Origin of the sequence: Cupriavidus sp. MP-37 (assembly GCF_020618415.1) — a bacterium.
In the GTDB taxonomy this organism is placed as follows: Bacteria; Pseudomonadota; Gammaproteobacteria; order Burkholderiales; family Burkholderiaceae; genus Cupriavidus.
Map to the genome: position 1 here is coordinate 491,774 of NZ_CP085344.1, position 18,537 is coordinate 510,310.

The 18,537-nt window shown below is 63.8% G+C and carries 12 protein-coding genes; 11 read left to right on the top strand and 1 reads right to left on the bottom strand.

Annotated features, from left to right (window positions below; all coding sequences use genetic code 11):
• Nucleotides 1-102: 102 nt before the first annotated feature.
• The 4 genes from rplK (at nucleotide 103) to rplL (ending at nucleotide 2,605) form a co-directional block, all read left to right on the top strand.
• Nucleotides 103-534, top strand: coding sequence for a 50S ribosomal protein L11 (gene rplK, locus LIN44_RS02330; protein ID WP_010810467.1), 432 nt, complete (start codon nucleotides 103-105; stop codon nucleotides 532-534).
• Nucleotides 535-1,230, top strand: a complete 696-nt coding sequence (gene rplA, locus LIN44_RS02335) for a 50S ribosomal protein L1 (protein WP_029049799.1) — start codon at nucleotides 535-537, stop codon at nucleotides 1,228-1,230.
• Between the two features lie 409 nt (nucleotides 1,231-1,639).
• Nucleotides 1,640-2,161 (top strand): 50S ribosomal protein L10, encoded by a 522-nt coding sequence (gene rplJ / locus LIN44_RS02340; RefSeq protein ID WP_062801973.1) that lies wholly within the window; start codon nucleotides 1,640-1,642, stop codon nucleotides 2,159-2,161.
• Between the two features lie 69 nt (nucleotides 2,162-2,230).
• Nucleotides 2,231-2,605, top strand: coding sequence for a 50S ribosomal protein L7/L12 (gene rplL, locus LIN44_RS02345; protein WP_012354151.1), 375 nt, complete (start codon nucleotides 2,231-2,233; stop codon nucleotides 2,603-2,605).
• A 185-nt stretch (nucleotides 2,606-2,790) separates the two neighbouring features.
• Here the strand turns inward: rplL and LIN44_RS02350 are convergent, their stop codons facing one another.
• Nucleotides 2,791-3,153 (bottom strand): hypothetical protein, encoded by a 363-nt coding sequence (locus tag LIN44_RS02350; protein WP_165835220.1) that lies wholly within the window; start codon nucleotides 3,151-3,153, stop codon nucleotides 2,791-2,793.
• Here LIN44_RS02350 and rpoB point away from each other — a divergent pair.
• The 7 genes from rpoB (at nucleotide 3,034) to tuf (ending at nucleotide 18,464) form a co-directional block, all read left to right on the top strand.
• On the top strand, nucleotides 3,034-7,140 hold the full coding sequence (gene rpoB / locus LIN44_RS02355; RefSeq protein ID WP_227313377.1) for a DNA-directed RNA polymerase subunit beta: 4,107 nt from the start codon (nucleotides 3,034-3,036) through the stop codon (nucleotides 7,138-7,140). The two genes, LIN44_RS02350 and rpoB, sit on opposite strands and share 120 nt — an antisense overlap.
• Before the next feature lie 114 nt (nucleotides 7,141-7,254).
• Complete coding sequence (gene rpoC, locus LIN44_RS02360; protein WP_018003796.1) at nucleotides 7,255-11,496, top strand: DNA-directed RNA polymerase subunit beta'; 4,242 nt, start codon at nucleotides 7,255-7,257, stop codon at nucleotides 11,494-11,496.
• A gap of 185 nt (nucleotides 11,497-11,681) precedes the next feature.
• Nucleotides 11,682-13,529, top strand: coding sequence for a DNA helicase RecQ (gene recQ / locus LIN44_RS02365; protein WP_227313378.1), 1,848 nt, complete (start codon nucleotides 11,682-11,684; stop codon nucleotides 13,527-13,529).
• Between the two features lie 363 nt (nucleotides 13,530-13,892).
• Complete coding sequence (gene rpsL / locus LIN44_RS02370; RefSeq protein ID WP_010810460.1) at nucleotides 13,893-14,270, top strand: 30S ribosomal protein S12; 378 nt, start codon at nucleotides 13,893-13,895, stop codon at nucleotides 14,268-14,270.
• 224 nt (nucleotides 14,271-14,494) lie between these two features.
• Entirely contained in the window at nucleotides 14,495-14,965 is a 471-nt protein-coding gene (rpsG, locus tag LIN44_RS02375; protein ID WP_012354147.1) for a 30S ribosomal protein S7, read from the top strand.
• 117 nt (nucleotides 14,966-15,082) lie between these two features.
• Nucleotides 15,083-17,191, top strand: a complete 2,109-nt coding sequence (gene fusA, locus LIN44_RS02380; protein ID WP_227313379.1) for an elongation factor G — start codon at nucleotides 15,083-15,085, stop codon at nucleotides 17,189-17,191.
• A gap of 82 nt (nucleotides 17,192-17,273) precedes the next feature.
• On the top strand, nucleotides 17,274-18,464 hold the full coding sequence (gene tuf / locus LIN44_RS02385; protein WP_018004885.1) for an elongation factor Tu: 1,191 nt from the start codon (nucleotides 17,274-17,276) through the stop codon (nucleotides 18,462-18,464).
• The last annotated feature ends 73 nt before the right edge of the window (nucleotides 18,465-18,537 follow it).

An 18,537-nucleotide genomic window follows, 5' to 3' on the forward strand; every position in this document is an offset into this window, starting at 1 on the left:
TGCCAAAGAGGAGCGTGAGGCCGTGCCACCGGTGCGGCGACAGCGCGTTACGACTCAACAGGATCGTCTTCCCCGAGTGGAGCGGTCCGGATTGGAGTAGAGATGGCCAAGAAGATCATTGGCTTTATCAAGCTGCAGATTCCGGCTGGTAAGGCAAATCCCTCCCCGCCCGTTGGTCCCGCACTGGGTCAGCGTGGTCTGAACATCATGGAGTTCTGCAAGGCGTTCAACGCCCAGACCCAGGGTATGGAACCCGGTCTGCCGGTGCCGGTGGTGATTACCGCCTTCGCCGACAAGAGCTTCACCTTCGTGATGAAGTCGCCGCCGGCGACCGTGCTGATCAAGAAGGCAGCCGGCATCACCAAGGGTTCGCCGAAGCCCCACACCGACAAGGTTGGCAAGATCACCCGTGCCCAGGCTGAAGAAATCGCCAAGGCCAAGAACGCTGACCTGACCGCCGCCGACCTGGACGCCGCCGTGCGTACCATCGCCGGTTCGGCTCGTTCGATGGGCATCACCGTGGAGGGTCTGTAAATGGCTAAGGTTTCCAAGCGCGTCGCCGCCAACAAGGCGAAGATCGAGCGTACCAAGTTCTACCCGATCGACGAGGCCCTGGGCCTGGTGAAGGGCTGCGCCTCGGCGAAGTTCGACGAGTCGATCGACGTGGCCGTGCAACTGGGCATCGACGCCAAGAAGTCGGACCAGGTGGTGCGTGGTTCGGTGGTGCTGCCCGCCGGTACCGGCAAGTCGGTGCGCGTGGCCGTGTTCGCCCAGGGCGACAAGGCCGAGGCCGCCAAGGCCGCCGGTGCCGACATCGTCGGCATGGAAGACCTGGCTGAGCAAGTCAAGGCCGGCAACCTGAACTTCGACGTCGTGATCGCTTCGCCGGACACGATGCGTATCGTCGGTACGCTGGGCCAGATCCTGGGCCCGCGCGGCCTGATGCCGAACCCGAAGGTCGGTACCGTGACCCCCGACGTGGCCCAGGCGGTGAAGAACGCCAAGGCCGGTCAGGTCCAGTTCCGTGTCGACAAGGCCGGTATCATCCACGCCACCATCGGCCGCCGTTCGTTCGAAGACGCCGCGCTGAAGAGCAACCTGTCGGCACTGCTGGACGCGCTGGTCAAGGCCAAGCCGGCCACCAGCAAGGGCGTGTACCTGCGCAAGATCGCCGTTTCGTCGACCATGGGCGTCGGCGTGCGTGTCGACCAGGCTACGCTGGCAGCCTGAGCTGACGGCAAGTTGCTGACCGGAACCCGATAACACCGGTCGGCAAGAAAGAATTGAAGATCCTGGCCCATGGCGAGGATCGTCTCCGGACCGCAAGGAAAGGAGCAAGGCTTTGGGCAGTGGTGCCCGCCTGATGCGCAAGTATCGGCAGGCACCGCTGGTTATCAAAGACCGCTGGTGTCCTTGTCCGCGGCAGTGTTGCGGAAAGGGCTTAATCGGTCGGAACGTGCGCAAAGGCTTCCAAGCCTGAGCGACGTCTTCCGGCCAGCCAGCGCAGATGGCGCACCCGAAGGGATTGAAGCAACCGGGCACTGATCCGGATGATTCGGGCCAATCGGACGCCGTTCGTTTGTGCTGACGTGAAGGCTCCGGTATTGCCGGAGACCCAGCGTCATTTTGGAGCTTAACCGTGCCACTCAATATTGAAGATAAGAAGGCCGTCGTTGCTGAGGTCTCGGCGCAAGTCGCCAAGGCCCAGACCATCGTCGTCGCCGAATATCGCGGCATTGCGGTTGGCGATCTGACCAAGCTGCGTGCTACCGCTCGCCAGCAAGGCGTGTACCTGCGCGTTCTGAAGAACACGCTGGCCCGCCGTGCCGTCGAAGGTACGCCGTTTGCAGGCCTCGCAGAGCAGATGACCGGTCCGCTGATCTACGGTATTTCCGAAGATGCAGTGGCCTCGGCCAAGGTTCTGAACGACTTCGCCAAGACCAACGACAAGCTGGTCCTGCGCGCCGGGTCGTATGACGGCAAGGTTCTCGACGCTGCCGCCGTGAAGGCGCTGGCCTCGATCCCGAGCCGCGACGAACTGATTGCTCAGCTGCTGGGCGTGATGCAGGCACCGGTGTCGGGCTTCGCCCGTCTGCTGGCTGCTCTGGCCGCCAAGAAGGCAGAAGGCGCTCCCGCGGAAGCGGAAGCTGCCGGCGCCTAAGGCAATCCAGGCCGCGCATCGCAAGATCGCATTACCGATACCGAATCAAATCTAGTAGGAGTATTTCAAATGGCAATCACCAAAGACGACATCCTGGAAGCCGTTGGCGCGATGTCCGTGATGGAACTGAACGACCTGGTCAAGGCGTTCGAAGAGAAGTTTGGCGTGTCGGCCGCTGCCATGGCCGTGGCTGCTGCTCCGGGCGCTGCCGGTGCCGCTGCTGCCGAAGAGCAGACCGAATTCAACGTGATCCTGGCCGAAGTCGGCGCCAACAAGGTCGGCGTGATTAAGGCTGTTCGCGAAATCACCGGCCTGGGCCTGAAGGAAGCCAAGGACCTGGTCGATGGCGCACCGAAGCCCGTCAAGGAAGGCGTGGACAAGGCTGCTGCTGCCGAAGCCAAGAAGAAGCTGGAAGACGCCGGCGCCAAGGTCGACGTCAAGTAATGCTGTACTCGCGTGCCCGTGCGGCACGCGAATGGGGCTGGCAAAGGGAAATTCCCGGCGCCAGCCTTTTTGCGCTTGTGCGATTGTGTTTTAGTCGCCACTCCGCACAGCGATAACGCAGTAAAAGTGATGTTTGCGATTCGCGGCGAGGATCGATTTGCCGGCGATTCAGCAGAGGCCAAACATCAGTGGCACACTAAGTGGTTGCTGCTGATGTTTGTCTTCTGAACCGACTGCAGAAGACAAGTTTGGTCGGGTGTCCCCCGGGCGAGTACAGGCGTTGCGCTGAAGCGACGACCACACCGCCCGCAGCGTGCGGACACCGTCAGCCAGAGGTTGGTAGCGGCCAACCGCCAAATCCCCTCCCAGTCGCTGAACACCTCAGGTCCGGCCAGGTCCAGCCAGCCCTGCGATGATTCGGAGATCCCATGGCGTACAGCTTCACCGAAAAGAAGCGCATTCGCAAAAGCTTTGCGAAGCGCGCGACGGTACATCAGGTTCCATTCCTGCTTGCCACCCAGATTGAATCCTACACCCAGTTCTTGCAAGCGGATACGCCGCCCGCACGTCGCAAGACCGAAGGCCTCCAGGCCGCTTTCAACGCAATTTTCCCGATCTCCTCGCATAACGGGCTCGCCCGTATGGAGTTCGTCTCGTATCACCTGTCCAACCCGCCGTTCGACGTCAAGGAATGCCAGCAGCGTGGCCTGACGTTCCATTCGGCGTTGCGCGCCAAGGTTCGCCTGATCATCAACGATCGCGAGAACCCGGGCAAGGTCAAGGAAGTGAAGGAGCAGGAAGTCTACATGGGTGAGATTCCGCTCATGACTTCCACGGGTTCGTTTGTCATCAACGGCACCGAGCGTGTCATCGTCTCGCAGCTGCACCGCTCGCCGGGCGTGTTCTTCGAGCACGACAAGGGCAAGACCCACAGCTCGGGCAAGCTGCTGTTCTCGGCACGCATCATCCCCTACCGCGGTTCGTGGCTGGACTTCGAATTCGATCCGAAGGACATCCTGTACTTCCGCGTCGACCGCCGCCGCAAGATGCCGGTGACGATCCTGCTGAAGTCGATCGGCCTGACCCCGGAACAGATCCTGGCGCACTTCTTCGTGTTCGACAACTTCACGCTGCAGTCGGAAGGCGCGCAGCTGGAGTTCGTGCCCGAGCGCCTGCGCGGTGAAGTCGCGCGCTTCGACATCGCCGACAAGAACGGCCGCGTGGTGGTCGAGAAGGACAAGCGGATCAACGCCAAGCACATCCGCGACCTGGATTCGGCCGGCACCAAGCTGATCAGCGTGCCGGAAGACTACCTGCTGGGCCGCGTGCTGGCCAAGAACATCATCGACCCGGATACCGGCGAGGTGATCGCCAACGCCAACGACGAGCTGACCGAAGCGCTGCTGGAAAACCTGCGCGAAGCCGGCGTCAAGCAGATCCAGACCCTGTACACCAACGACCTGGACCAGGGCCCGTACATGTCGCAGACCCTGCGCGTGGACGAGACCGCCGACCAGACTGCCGCGCGCATCGCGATCTACCGCATGATGCGCCCGGGCGAGCCGCCGACCGAAGAAGCGGTGGAAGCGCTGTTCCAGCGCCTGTTCTACAGCGAAGAGTCGTACGACCTGTCGCGCGTGGGCCGCATGAAGGTCAACAGCCGCCTGGGCCGCCCCAGCGGCGAAGGCGCCATGGTGCTGCAGGACGAGGACATCCTCGAGACCATCAAGATCCTGGTCAACCTGCGCAACGGCAAGGGCGAGGTCGATGACATCGACCACCTGGGCAACCGTCGCGTGCGTTGCGTCGGCGAACTGGCCGAGAACCAGTTCCGCGCCGGCCTGTCGCGCGTCGAGCGCGCCGTCAAGGAACGTCTGGGCCAAGCCGAGACCGAGAACCTGATGCCGCACGACCTGATCAACTCGAAGCCGATCTCGTCGGCGATCCGCGAGTTCTTCGGTTCGTCGCAGCTGTCGCAGTTCATGGACCAGACCAACCCGCTGTCGGAGATCACGCACAAGCGCCGTGTCTCCGCACTGGGCCCGGGCGGCCTGACGCGCGAGCGCGCCGGCTTTGAAGTGCGCGACGTGCACCCGACCCACTACGGCCGCGTGTGCCCGATCGAAACGCCGGAAGGTCCGAACATTGGTCTGATCAACTCGCTGGCACTGTATGCCCGCCTGAACGAATACGGCTTCCTGGAAACGCCGTACCGCAAGGTGGTCGACAGCAAGCTGACCGACCAGGTCGACTACTTGTCCGCGATCGAGGAAGGCAAGTATGTGGTGGCGCAGGCCAACGCGACCGTCGATGCCGACGGCAACCTGACCGACGAACTGGTGTCGGCGCGCGAAGGCTCCGAGCGTGAAACCCGTATGGTGACGCCGGACCGCGTGCAGTACATCGACGTGGCGCCGTCGCAGATCGTGTCGGCCGCTGCCTCGCTGGTGCCGTTCCTGGAACACGATGACGCGAACCGTGCACTGATGGGCGCGAACATGCAGCGCCAGGCCGTGCCTTGCCTGCGTCCGGACAAGCCGCTGGTCGGCACCGGCATCGAGCGCACGGTTGCGGTCGACTCGGGCACCGCCGTGCAGGCCATGCGTGGCGGCGTGGTCGACTACGTCGACGCGATGCGTATCGTGATCCGCGTGAACGACGACGAAGCCGTGGCCGGTGAAGTCGGCGTGGACATCTACAACCTGATCAAGTACACGCGCTCGAACCAGAACACCAACATCAACCAGCGTCCGATGGTCAAGGTGGGCGACCACGTGGCCCGCGGCGACGTCATCGCCGACGGCGCCTCGACCGACCTGGGCGAGCTGGCGCTGGGCCAGAACATGCTGGTGGCGTTCATGCCGTGGAACGGCTACAACTTCGAGGACTCGATCCTGATCTCGGAGCGTGTGGTGGCCGAAGACCGCTATACCTCGATCCACATCGAGGAACTGTCGGTCGTTGCCCGCGACACCAAGCTGGGACCTGAGGAAATCACGCGCGATATCTCGAACCTGGCCGAAGCCCAGCTGGCGCGCCTGGACGAGTCGGGCATCACCTACATCGGTGCCGAGGTCGAAGCCGGCGACGTGCTGGTGGGCAAGGTCACGCCGAAGGGCGAGACCCAGCTGACGCCGGAAGAAAAGCTGCTGCGCGCGATCTTCGGCGAGAAGGCATCGGACGTGAAGGACACCTCGCTGCGCGTGCCGTCGGGCATGAGCGGCATCGTGATCGACGTCCAGGTCTTCACCCGCGAAGGCGTGACCCGCGACAAGCGCGCCCAGTCGATCATCGACGATGAGCTGAAGCGCTACCGCCTCGACCTGAACGACCAGCTGCGTATCGTGGAAGGCGATGCCTTCCAGCGTCTGGAGCGCCTGCTGGTCGACAAGACCGTCAACGGCGGTCCGAAGAAGCTGGCCAAGGGTGCCAAGATCACCAAGGAGTACCTGGCGGACATCGACAAGTACCACTGGTTCGATATCCGTCCGGCCGACGAGGAACTGGCTGCGCAGCTGGAAGCCGTCAAGGAAGCCATCGAGCAGAAGCGCCACGAGTTCGACCTGGCCTTCGAAGAGAAGCGCAAGAAGCTGACGCAGGGCGACGAACTGCCGCCGGGCGTGATCAAGATGGTCAAGGTCTACCTGGCCGTCAAGCGCCGCCTGCAGCCTGGCGACAAGATGGCCGGCCGTCACGGCAACAAGGGTGTGGTGTCGAAGATCGTGCCGATCGAAGACATGCCGTACATGGCGGACGGTACCCCGGCCGACATCGTGCTGAACCCGCTGGGCGTGCCGTCGCGGATGAACGTGGGCCAGATCCTCGAAACCCACCTGGGCTGGGCCGCGCGCGGCCTGGGCCAGCGCATCGGCGACATGCTCAAGGCGCAAGCCAAGGCGCAGGAACTGCGCGCGCTGCTCTCGCAGATCTACAACGAGAGCGGCAAGCCGGAAGACCTGGACAGCCTGTCGGACGCCGAAGTGCTGGAACTGGCGAACAACCTGAAGAAGGGCGTGCCGTTTGCGACCCCGGTGTTCGACGGTGCCCACGAGGACGAAATCCGCCGCATGCTGGACCTGGCCTACCCGGACGACGTCGCCCGCGAAAAGGGCCTGACGGCTTCCAAGCAGCAGGTCACGCTGTTCGACGGCCGCACCGGCGAAGCGTTCGAGCGTCCGGTCACGCTGGGTGTGATGCACATGCTGAAGCTGCACCACCTGGTCGACGACAAGATGCACGCGCGTTCCACCGGCCCGTACTCGCTGGTGACGCAGCAACCGCTGGGCGGCAAGGCCCAGTTCGGTGGCCAGCGTTTCGGTGAGATGGAAGTGTGGGCACTGGAAGCCTACGGCGCGTCGTACGTGCTGCAGGAAATGCTGACGGTCAAGTCCGATGACGTGAACGGCCGTACCAAGGTGTACGAGAACATCGTCAAGGGCGAGCACTCGATCGACGCCGGCATGCCGGAATCGTTCAACGTGCTGGTGAAGGAAATCCGCTCGCTGGGTATCGACATCGACCTCGATCGCTACTGATCGAGCCGATGCGGGTGCCGGCCGCGGCCGGCACTCACCAGCGCAGGATTTCCCACAGAATGAATGCCCCTGGACCGGACAGACTCCGGCACGGGGGCGAAACAAGGAGTTGCAATGAAAGCATTGCTCGATCTCTTTAAGCAGGTACAGCAGGAAGAGCAGTTCGACGCGATCAAGATCGGCCTAGCCTCGCCCGAGAAGATCCGTTCGTGGTCGTACGGCGAAGTGAAGAAGCCGGAAACGATCAACTACCGTACGTTCAAGCCGGAACGCGACGGCCTGTTCTGCGCCAAGATCTTTGGCCCGATCAAGGACTACGAGTGCCTGTGCGGCAAGTACAAGCGCCTGAAGCACCGTGGCGTGATCTGCGAGAAGTGCGGCGTTGAAGTGACGCTGGCCAAGGTGCGCCGCGAGCGCATGGGCCATATCGAACTGGCCGCGCCGACCGCGCACATCTGGTTCCTGAAGTCGCTGCCGTCGCGCCTGGGCATGGTCCTGGACATGACGCTGCGCGACATCGAGCGCGTGCTGTACTTCGAAGCCTTCGTGGTGATTGAACCCGGCATGACCCCGCTCAAGAAGAGCCAGATCATGTCGGAAGACGACTACCTGGCGAAGTGCGACGAGTACGGCGAGGGCGAGTTCGTCGCCATGATGGGTGCCGAGGGCATCCGTGAACTGCTGCGCGGCATCGACATCGAGAAGCAGATCGAACAGATCCGCGCCGAGCTGCAGGCCACCGGTTCCGAAGCCAAGATCAAGAAGTTTGCCAAGCGCCTGAAGGTGCTCGAGGCCTTCCAGCGTTCGGGCATCAAGCCCGAGTGGATGATCCTCGAGGTGCTGCCGGTGCTGCCGCCCGAGCTGCGCCCGCTGGTGCCGCTGGATGGCGGCCGCTTCGCGACCTCGGACCTGAACGACCTGTATCGCCGCGTCATCAACCGTAACAACCGCCTGAAGCGCCTGCTGGAGCTGAAGGCCCCTGAGATCATCGTGCGCAACGAAAAGCGCATGCTGCAGGAAGCGGTTGACTCGCTGCTGGACAACGGCCGTCGCGGCAAGGCGATGACCGGCGCCAACAAGCGTCCGCTGAAGTCCCTGGCCGAAATGATCAAGGGCAAGGGCGGCCGTTTCCGTCAGAACCTGCTGGGCAAGCGCGTCGACTACTCGGGCCGTTCGGTCATCGTGGTCGGCCCGACGCTCAAGCTGCACCAGTGCGGCCTGCCCAAGCTGATGGCGCTCGAGCTGTTCAAGCCGTTCATCTTCCACAAGCTGGAAACGATGGGCATCGCCACCACCATCAAGGCGGCGAAGAAGGAAGTCGAAAGCCAGACCCCGGTGGTGTGGGACATCCTCGAAGAGGTGATCCGCGAGCACCCGGTGATGCTGAACCGCGCGCCGACGCTGCACCGCCTGGGCATCCAGGCGTTCGAGCCGGTGCTGATCGAAGGCAAGGCGATCCAGCTGCACCCGCTGGTCTGCGCGGCGTTCAACGCCGACTTCGACGGTGACCAGATGGCCGTCCACGTGCCGCTGTCGCTGGAAGCGCAGATGGAAGCCCGCACCCTGATGCTGGCCTCCAACAACGTGCTGTTCCCGGCCAACGGCGATCCGTCGATCGTGCCGTCGCAGGACGTGGTGCTGGGCCTGTACTACACCACCCGCGACAAGATCAACGGCAAGGGCGAGGGCATGACCTTCGCCGACATCAGCGAAGTGATCCGCGCCTACGAGAACAAGGAAGTCGAGCTGGCTTCGCGCGTGAACGTGCGTATCACCGAGTATGAGCTGGTCGACAAGGATGCCGAGGGCGACGCGCGTTTCGCGCCCAAGATCACGCTGCAGGCCACCACGGTCGGCCGCGCGATCCTGTCCGAGATCCTGCCGAAGGGCCTGCCGTTCTCGGTGCTGAACAAGCCCCTGAAGAAGAAGGAAATCTCGCGCCTGATCAACACGGCGTTCCGCCGCTGCGGCCTGCGCGAGACCGTGATCTTCGCCGACAAGCTGCTGCAGTCGGGCTTCCGCCTGGCCACGCGCGCCGGTATCTCGATCGCGATCGACGACATGCTGGTGCCGCCGGCCAAGGAAAAGATCATCGCCGAGGCCTCGGCCAAGGTGAAGGAATACGACAAGCAGTACATGTCGGGCCTGGTGACCGACCAGGAACGCTACAACAACGTCGTGGACATCTGGGGCGCCGCCGGCGACCAGGTGGGCAAGGCGATGATGGAGCAGCTGCAGCACGAGGACGTGGTCGACCGCGAAGGCAAGACCGTGAAGCAGGAGTCGTTCAACTCCATCTACATGATGGCCGACTCGGGCGCACGGGGTTCCGCCGCGCAGATCCGCCAGCTGGCCGGCATGCGTGGCCTGATGGCCAAGCCGGATGGCTCGATCATTGAAACGCCGATTACGGCGAACTTCCGTGAAGGCCTGAACGTTCTGCAGTACTTCATCTCGACCCACGGCGCCCGTAAGGGCCTGGCCGATACGGCACTGAAGACCGCGAACTCGGGTTACCTGACCCGTCGTCTGGTCGACGTGACGCAGGATCTGGTCGTGGTCGAAGACGATTGCGGCACCTCCAACGGCGTGGCCATGAAGGCCCTGGTCGAAGGCGGTGAAGTGATCGAAGCCCTGCGCGACCGTATCCTCGGCCGCGTCACCGTGGCCGACGTGGTCAACCCGGAAACCCAGGAAACCGCGATCGAAGCCGGCACGCTGCTGGACGAAGACCTGGTCGAGCTGATCGACAATATCGGCGTCGACGAAGTCAAGGTCCGCACCCCGCTGTCGTGCGACACGCGCTACGGCCTGTGTGCCAAGTGCTACGGCCGCGACCTGGGCCGCGGCGTGCTGGTGAACTCGGGCGAAGCGGTGGGCGTGATTGCCGCGCAGTCGATCGGTGAGCCGGGCACGCAGCTGACCATGCGTACCTTCCACATCGGTGGTGCGGCATCGCGTGCGGCAGTGGCCTCGAGCGTGGAAGCGAAGGCGACCGGTACGGTGCGCTTCACCGCGACCATGCGCTACGTGACCAACGCCAAGGGCGAACTGATCGTGATCTCGCGTTCGGGCGAGGCACTGATCACCGACGACCACGGCCGCGAGCGCGAGCGCCACAAGATCCCGTACGGCGCGACGCTGCTGGTGCAGGACGGCCAGTCGATCAAGGCCGGCACGCAACTGGCCACGTGGGACGCGCTGACGCGCCCGATCGTTTCCGAGTACTCGGGCACGATCAAGTTCGAGAACGTCGAAGAAGGCGTGACCGTCGCCAAGCAGATGGACGAGGTGACGGGCCTGTCGACCCTGGTGGTGATCGACGCCAAGCGCCGCACGGCCGCAACCAAGGGCATTCGCCCGCAGGTGAAGCTGCTCGACGCCAACGGCCAGGAAGTGAAGATCCCGGGCACGGACCACTCCGTGACCATCGGCTTCCAGGTCGGCGCGCTGATTACCGTGAAGGACGGCCAGCAGGTGCACGTGGGTGAAGTGCTCGCGCGTATCCCGACCGAATCGCAGAAGACCCGCGACATTACCGGTGGTCTGCCGCGCGTGGCCGAGCTGTTCGAAGCGCGTTCGCCGAAGGACGCCGCCGTGCTGGCGGAAGTCACCGGCACGACCTCGTTCGGCAAGGACACCAAGGGCAAGCAGCGCCTGGTCATCACCGACCTGGACGGCAATGCCCACGAGTTCCTGATCGCGAAGGAAAAGCAGGTGCTGGTGCACGACGGCCAGGTGGTGAACAAGGGCGAAATGATCGTGGAAGGTCCGGCGGATCCGCACGACATCCTGCGCCTGAAGGGCATCGAAGAGCTGGCGCACTACATCGTCGACGAAGTCCAGGACGTGTACCGTCTGCAGGGCGTGAAGATCAACGACAAGCACATCGAGGTGATCGTTCGCCAGATGCTGCGCCGTGTTCAGATCGTCGATGTGGGCGACACCAAGTTCATCCCGGGTGAACAGGTGGAGCGTTCGGAACTGCTCGACGAGAACGACCGCGTGATCGCCGAAGGCAAGCGTCCGGCGACCTACGAGAACCTGCTGCTGGGTATTACCAAGGCGTCGCTGTCGACCGACAGCTTCATCTCGGCGGCATCGTTCCAGGAAACCACGCGCGTGCTGACCGAAGCCGCGATCATGGGCAAGACCGACGACCTGCGTGGCCTGAAGGAAAACGTGATCGTCGGCCGTCTGATCCCGGCCGGTACCGGCCTGGCCTACCACCGCGCCCGCAAGGCGCGCGAGGCCTCCGAGCGCGAACGCGCCCAGGCGATCGCCGAAGAAGAGCAGTCGCTCTTCATCGAGCCGCCGGTGGTGCAGGCGACCGAGGGCGAAGGCGACAACGCCTGATCCCGTTGCAGTAATGACCGCCGCAAGGCGGAGCAAAGCCCGGCTGATCCAGCCGGGCTTTTTTTTCGTCCGCGCGCGGCGCGGCCTTTCGTGAGAAACATCGGAGAGTTTGCCGCGCAGGCGCGGCGGCAGGCCCCCTTAGTGGTAAGGTTACGGCTTTTCCGGCTCCAGCATTTCCGTTGTCCATGTCGCAAGCACTGGCGATCCTCAAGGATGTCTTCGGCTACCACGCCTTCCGCGGGCGCCAGGCCGAGATCATCGACCACGTCGCCGCGGGCGGCGATTGCCTGGTGCTGATGCCGACCGGCGGCGGCAAGTCGCTGTGCTACCAGATTCCGGCGCTGCTGCGCCAGCGCGCCGGCGATGGCGTCGGCATCGTGGTGTCGCCGCTGATCGCGCTGATGCAGGACCAGGTCGCGGCACTGACCGAGGCCGGCGTGCGCGCCGCGGTGCTGAACTCGACGCTGACCGGCGCCGAGGCCTCCGCGGTCGAGCGCGACCTGCTCGCCGGGCGCATCGAGATCCTCTACGTGGCGCCGGAACGGCTGATGACGCCGCGCTTCCTTGACCTGCTGGAGCGCACCCGCGTCGGCCTGTTCGCGATCGACGAAGCCCACTGCGTGTCGCAGTGGGGCCACGACTTCCGGCCCGAGTACATCCAGCTGTCGGTGCTGCACGAGCGCTTCCCGTACGTGCCGCGCATCGCGCTGACCGCGACCGCCGACGCGCTGACGCGCGACGAGATCGTCGAGCGGCTGGCGTTGCACGACGCGCGCATCTTCATTTCCAGTTTCGACCGGCCCAACATCCGCTACCGCATCGTCGAGAAGGACAATGCGCGCCAGCAGCTGCTGGCCTTTATCAAGGCCGAACATACCGCGGCCGATGGCAGCCACGACAGCGGCATCGTCTATTGCCTGTCGCGCAAGAAGGTCGAGGACACCGCGCAGTGGCTGAGCGGCCAGGGCATCAACGCGCTCGCCTACCATGCCGGCATGGACGCCCAGGTGCGGCAGCACCACCAGGCGCGCTTCCGCGAAGAGGAAGGGCTGGTGATGGTGGCGACGATCGCCTTCGGCATGGGCATCGACAAGCCCGACGTGCGCTTTGTCGCCCACCTGGACCTGCCCAAGAGCATGGAGGGCTATTACCAGGAAACCGGCCGCGCCGGCCGCGACGGGCTGCCTGCCAATGCCTGGATGGCCTACGGCCTGGGCGACGTGGTGCAGCAGAAGCGCATGATCGACGAATCGGAGGCGGACGAGGCCTTCAAGCGCGTGTCGTCGTCCAAGCTCGATGCGCTGCTCGGCCTGTGCGAAACCGCGGGCTGCCGGCGCGTGCGCATCCTGGCGTATTTCAACGAAGCCAGCGAACCCTGCGGCAACTGCGATACCTGCCTCGAGCCGCCCGCCACGTGGGACGGCACGCGCGAGGCGCAGATGGCGCTGTCGTGCGTCTACCGGACCGCGCAGGCCAGCCGCGTGCACTTTGGCGCCACCCACCTGATCGACGTGCTGCGCGGCAATGCCTCGGAGAAGATCCGCCAGTGGGGCCACGACCAGGTGTCGACCTTCGGCATCGGCAAGGACCGCTCGGTGCACGAGTGGCACACGGTGTTCCGCCAGCTGATCGCACAGGGCTTGCTGACCATCGACCATGGCGGCCATGGCGCGCTGCTGCTGGGCGAGGACGCCCGCGCGGTGCTCAAGGGCGAACGCCAGATCATCCTGCGCCGCCAGGCCACCCGGCCCGGCAAGTCGGGCGAGCGCGCCGCGCGCGGCACGCGCCCCGACCATACCGCCGACATGGACGCCGACACCCTGGCCAACTGGGAGGCGCTGCGGCGCTGGCGCACCGAGGCCGCGCGCGAGCATGGCGTGCCGGCCTATGTCATCTTCCACGACGCCACCCTGGCCGAGCTGGCCCGGACCGCGCCGGACTCGCTGTCCGCCATGCAGGGCATCCCCGGCATTGGCGCCTCCAAGCTGGAGCGCTACGGGCAGTCGATCCTGGCGGCGTTGCGCGCGGTCTGACCCACGCGGGGTGCCGCCCCTGTTGCAGGCAGGCAGGTGGGCAGGCGAGGTATACGGCTTGACGGTATACGATTCCGCTGCTAGGATGCCAGATTCGAGTTTTTGGCTTTGGATTTCGCTCGCCCGTCGGATAAGTGGCCTTCAGGCCGCTGCCGGCAAGCCTACCGGACTGGGTTTCCAGGGACGGGTGGCGGCAGACGCGGGATCCGGGTGCCGGCTCGCGCTCTTTGGCATGCTGTTACCGCACAGTCCCGTCTGCAGAGCGCCCGCTCACCTCTCCCGTCCAAAACCCGTAGTTGCCTCTCCCGCCTGGCGCATGCCGGCACGAGGGGCGTTTTTCGTAAAACCAAGCTGGATTGAACAATGCCAACTATCAACCAACTGGTTCGCAAGCCGCGCGTCTCGGAAGTCGTCAAGAGCAAGAGCCCGGCGCTTGAGAACTGCCCCCAGCGCCGTGGCGTGTGCACCCGTGTGTACACCACGACGCCGAAGAAGCCGAACTCGGCACTGCGTAAGGTCGCCAAGGTGCGCCTGACCAACGGTTTCGAAGTCATTTCGTACATCGGCGGTGAAGGCCACAACCTGCAGGAACACTCGGTCGTGCTGATCCGCGGCGGCCGTGTGAAGGATCTGCCGGGTGTGCGTTACCACATCGTCCGTGGTTCGCTGGACCTGCAAGGCGTGAAGGACCGCAAGCAGGCCCGTTCGAAGTACGGCGCGAAGCGTCCGAAGGCCGCCTAAGTTCCGGCAGCCTGGGCCCGCAAGGCCCGAAGCAACAGACGATAGCCTGTGGCGCGAGTCATGGTGCTGTCACCAGGCGGCGGTACAACGGAGCGCCTTTTTGGCAACCGTGCCGTCGAGTAAGTGGTCACCCGGCGAATTTGCTGTCTTTGCATGCAAGCTAGTTGGTGGCCGGAGAGCGGGAAACTCTGACCGCGCTCTCAACTGAATCTAAAGGAAAGAAGATGCCACGTCGTCGTGAAGTCCCGAAGCGGGACGTTCTGCCTGATCCGAAGTTCGGCAACGTTGAAGTTGCCAAGTTCATGAACGTGCTGATGCTGGACGGCAAGAAGTCGGTTGCCGAACGCATCGTGTACGGCGCGTTCGACCAGATCGAAAAGAAGGCAGGCAAGGCCCCCATCGAAGTGTTCTCCGTTGCCATCAACAACGTGAAGCCGGTGGTGGAAGTGAAGAGCCGTCGCGTGGGCGGCGCCAACTATCAGGTTCCGGTCGAAGTCCGTCCGTCGCGTCGTTTGGCATTGGCGATGCGCTGGCTGCGTGAGGCCGCGAAGAAACGCAGCGAGAAGTCGATGGCGCTGCGCCTGGCAGGTGAGCTGCTGGAAGCTGCTGAAGGCCGTGGCGGCGCGATGAAGAAGCGCGACGAAGTGCACCGCATGGCCGAAGCCAACAAGGCGTTCTCGCACTTCCGCTTCTAAAGCGAGCGAAAACATTGTTGGTTGCCGGGCGGGCTGTGTTTTTACACATCTCGCCCGTTTGTGTTAGGGGCGCGGGCCATGAGATGCCGGCGCCTCACGGACGAATAGAGGATTAAAGTGGCTCGTAAGACTCCCATCGAGCGTTACCGCAACATCGGTATTTCGGCTCACATTGACGCGGGTAAAACCACCACGACCGAGCGCATCCTGTTCTACACCGGTGTGAACCACAAGATCGGTGAAGTGCACGACGGCGCCGCCACCATGGACTGGATGGAGCAGGAGCAGGAGCGTGGTATTACCATCACCTCCGCTGCCACCACCGCCTTCTGGAAGGGCATGGCCGGCAACTACCCCGAGCACCGCTTCAACATCATCGACACCCCGGGCCACGTGGACTTCACCATCGAGGTGGAGCGTTCCATGCGCGTGCTGGACGGCGCCTGCATGGTGTACTGCGCCGTGGGTGGCGTGCAGCCGCAGTCCGAAACCGTGTGGCGTCAGGCCAACAAGTACGGCGTGCCGCGTCTGGCGTTCGTCAACAAGATGGACCGTACCGGCGCCAACTTCTTCAAGGTCTACGACCAGCTGAAGACTCGCCTGAAGGCCAACCCGGTGCCCGTGGTGGTGCCGATCGGCGCGGAAGACGGCTTCCAGGGCGTCATCGACCTGCTGGAAATGAAGGCGATCATCTGGGACGAGGCCAGCCAGGGCGTGAAGTTCGAGTACAAGGACATCCCGGCCGAGCTGCAAGCCACCGCTGACGAATGGCGCGAGAAGATGGTCGAGTCCGCCGCCGAAGCCAGCGAAGAGCTGATGGAAAAGTACCTGGGCGGCGAAGAGCTGACCCGCGACGAGATCGTCAAGGCACTGCGTGACCGTACCATCGCCTGCGAAATCCAGCCGATGCTGTGCGGCACCGCGTTCAAGAACAAGGGCGTGCAGCGCATGCTCGACGCCGTGATCGACTTCCTGCCGTCGCCGGTCGATATCCCGCCGGTCAAGGGCGTGGACGAAAGCGACGACGAGAAGAAGCTCGAGCGCAAGGCTGACGACAACGAGAAGTTCTCGGCGCTGGCGTTCAAGATCATGACCGACCCGTTCGTCGGCCAGCTGATCTTCTTCCGCGTGTACTCGGGCAAGGTCAATTCGGGCGACACCGTGTACAACCCGGTGAAGCAGAAGAAGGAGCGTCTGGGCCGTATTCTGCAGATGCACGCCAACCAGCGCGAAGAAATCAAGGAAGTGCTGGCCGGCGACATCGCCGCCGCGGTGGGCCTGAAGGACGCCACCACCGGCGATACGCTGTGCGATCCGGCGGCCCCGATCGTGCTCGAGCGCATGGTGTTCCCGGAGCCGGTGATTTCGCAGGCGGTCGAGCCGAAGACCAAGGCCGACCAGGAAAAGATGGGCATCGCCCTGAACCGCCTGGCCGCCGAAGATCCGTCGTTCCGCGTGCGTACCGATGAAGAATCGGGCCAGACCATCATTTCGGGCATGGGCGAGCTCCACCTCGAAATTCTGGTCGACCGCATGAAGCGCGAATTCGGCGTGGAAGCCAACATCGGCGCGCCGCAGGTGGCCTACCGCGAAACCATCCGCAAGAAGGCCGAGGACGTCGAAGGCAAGTTCGTCAAGCAGTCGGGCGGCCGCGGCCAGTACGGTCACGCCGTGATCACGCTGGAACCGCAAGAGCAGGGCAAGGGCTTCGAGTTCATCGACGCCATCAAGGGCGGTGTGATTCCTCGCGAATACATCCCGGCGGTCGAAAAGGGTATCGTCGACACGCTGCAAGCCGGTATCCTGGCTGGCTTCCCGGTGGTGGACGTGAAGGTCACGCTGACGTTCGGTTCGTACCACGACGTGGACTCGAACGAAAACGCGTTCCGCATGGCCGGCTCGATGGCTTTCAAGGAAGCCATGCGCAAGGCCAGCCCGGTTCTGCTCGAGCCGATGATGGCCGTGGAAGTGGAAACGCCGGAAGACTACACCGGTACCGTGATGGGCGACCTGTCGTCCCGCCGCGGCATCGTGCAGGGCATGGACGACATGGTGGGCGGCGGCAAGATCATCAAGGCCGAAGTCCCGCTGTCGGAAATGTTCGGTTATTCGACCGCGCTGCGCTCGGCCACGCAAGGCCGCGCCACCTACACCATGGAATTCAAGCACTACGCCGAGGCGCCGAAGAACATCGCCGAAGCAGTGATGGCGGCCAAGGGCAAGTAAATAAGCTGTATGCCGCCGCGTTCACCGGAACGCGGCGGCGTGATGAATCGACAAGACTGCATTCCATTAGGAGCTGAAAAAAATGGCAAAGGAAAAGTTCGAGCGGACCAAGCCGCACGTGAACGTTGGTACGATTGGTCACGTTGACCATGGCAAGACCACGCTGACCGCAGCGATCGCCACGGTGCTGGCAGCGAAGTTCGGTGGTGCGGCCAAGAAGTACGACGAAATCGACGCAGCGCCGGAAGAGAAGGCGCGCGGTATTACCATCAATACCGCCCACGTCGAATACGAGACGGCCAACCGCCACTACGCGCACGTTGACTGCCCGGGCCACGCCGACTACGTGAAGAACATGATCACGGGTGCCGCCCAGATGGACGGCGCGATCCTGGTGTGCTCGGCCGCCGACGGCCCGATGCCGCAGACCCGCGAGCACATCCTGCTGGCCCGTCAGGTTGGCGTGCCGTACATCATCGTGTTCCTGAACAAGTGCGACATGGTGGACGACGCCGAACTGCTCGAGCTGGTCGAGATGGAAGTGCGCGAGCTGCTGAGCAAGTACGAATTCCCCGGCGACGACACCCCGATCATCAAGGGTTCGGCCAAGCTGGCGCTGGAAGGCGACAAGGGCGACCTTGGCGAAGAAGCCATCATGCGCCTGGCCGACGCGCTGGACACCTACATCCCGACGCCGGAGCGTGCCGTTGACGGTACCTTCCTGATGCCGGTGGAAGACGTGTTCTCGATCTCGGGTCGCGGCACCGTGGTGACCGGCCGTATCGAGCGCGGCGTGATCAAGGTCGGCGAGGAAATCGAAATCGTCGGTATCAAGCCGACCGTGAAGACCACCTGCACCGGCGTGGAAATGTTCCGCAAGCTGCTGGACCAGGGCCAGGCTGGCGACAACGTCGGTCTGCTGCTGCGCGGCACCAAGCGTGAAGACGTCGAGCGCGGCCAGGTGCTGTGCAAGCCGGGTTCGATCAAGCCGCACACCCACTTCACCGGCGAGGTGTACATCCTGTCGAAGGACGAAGGCGGCCGTCACACCCCGTTCTTCAACAACTACCGCCCGCAGTTCTACTTCCGTACCACCGACGTGACCGGCTCGATCGAGCTGCCGAAGGACAAGGAAATGGTCATGCCGGGTGACAACGTGTCGATCACCGTCAAGCTGATCGCCCCGATCGCCATGGAAGAAGGCCTGCGCTTCGCCATCCGCGAAGGTGGCCGTACCGTCGGCGCCGGCGTCGTGGCAAAGATCCTCGACTAAGCACTTCCTGGGACATGCCCGCGGGCGTGTCCCCATTCAACGGGCAGCTTTGCCCAATCGCTCTTTTAAGGAA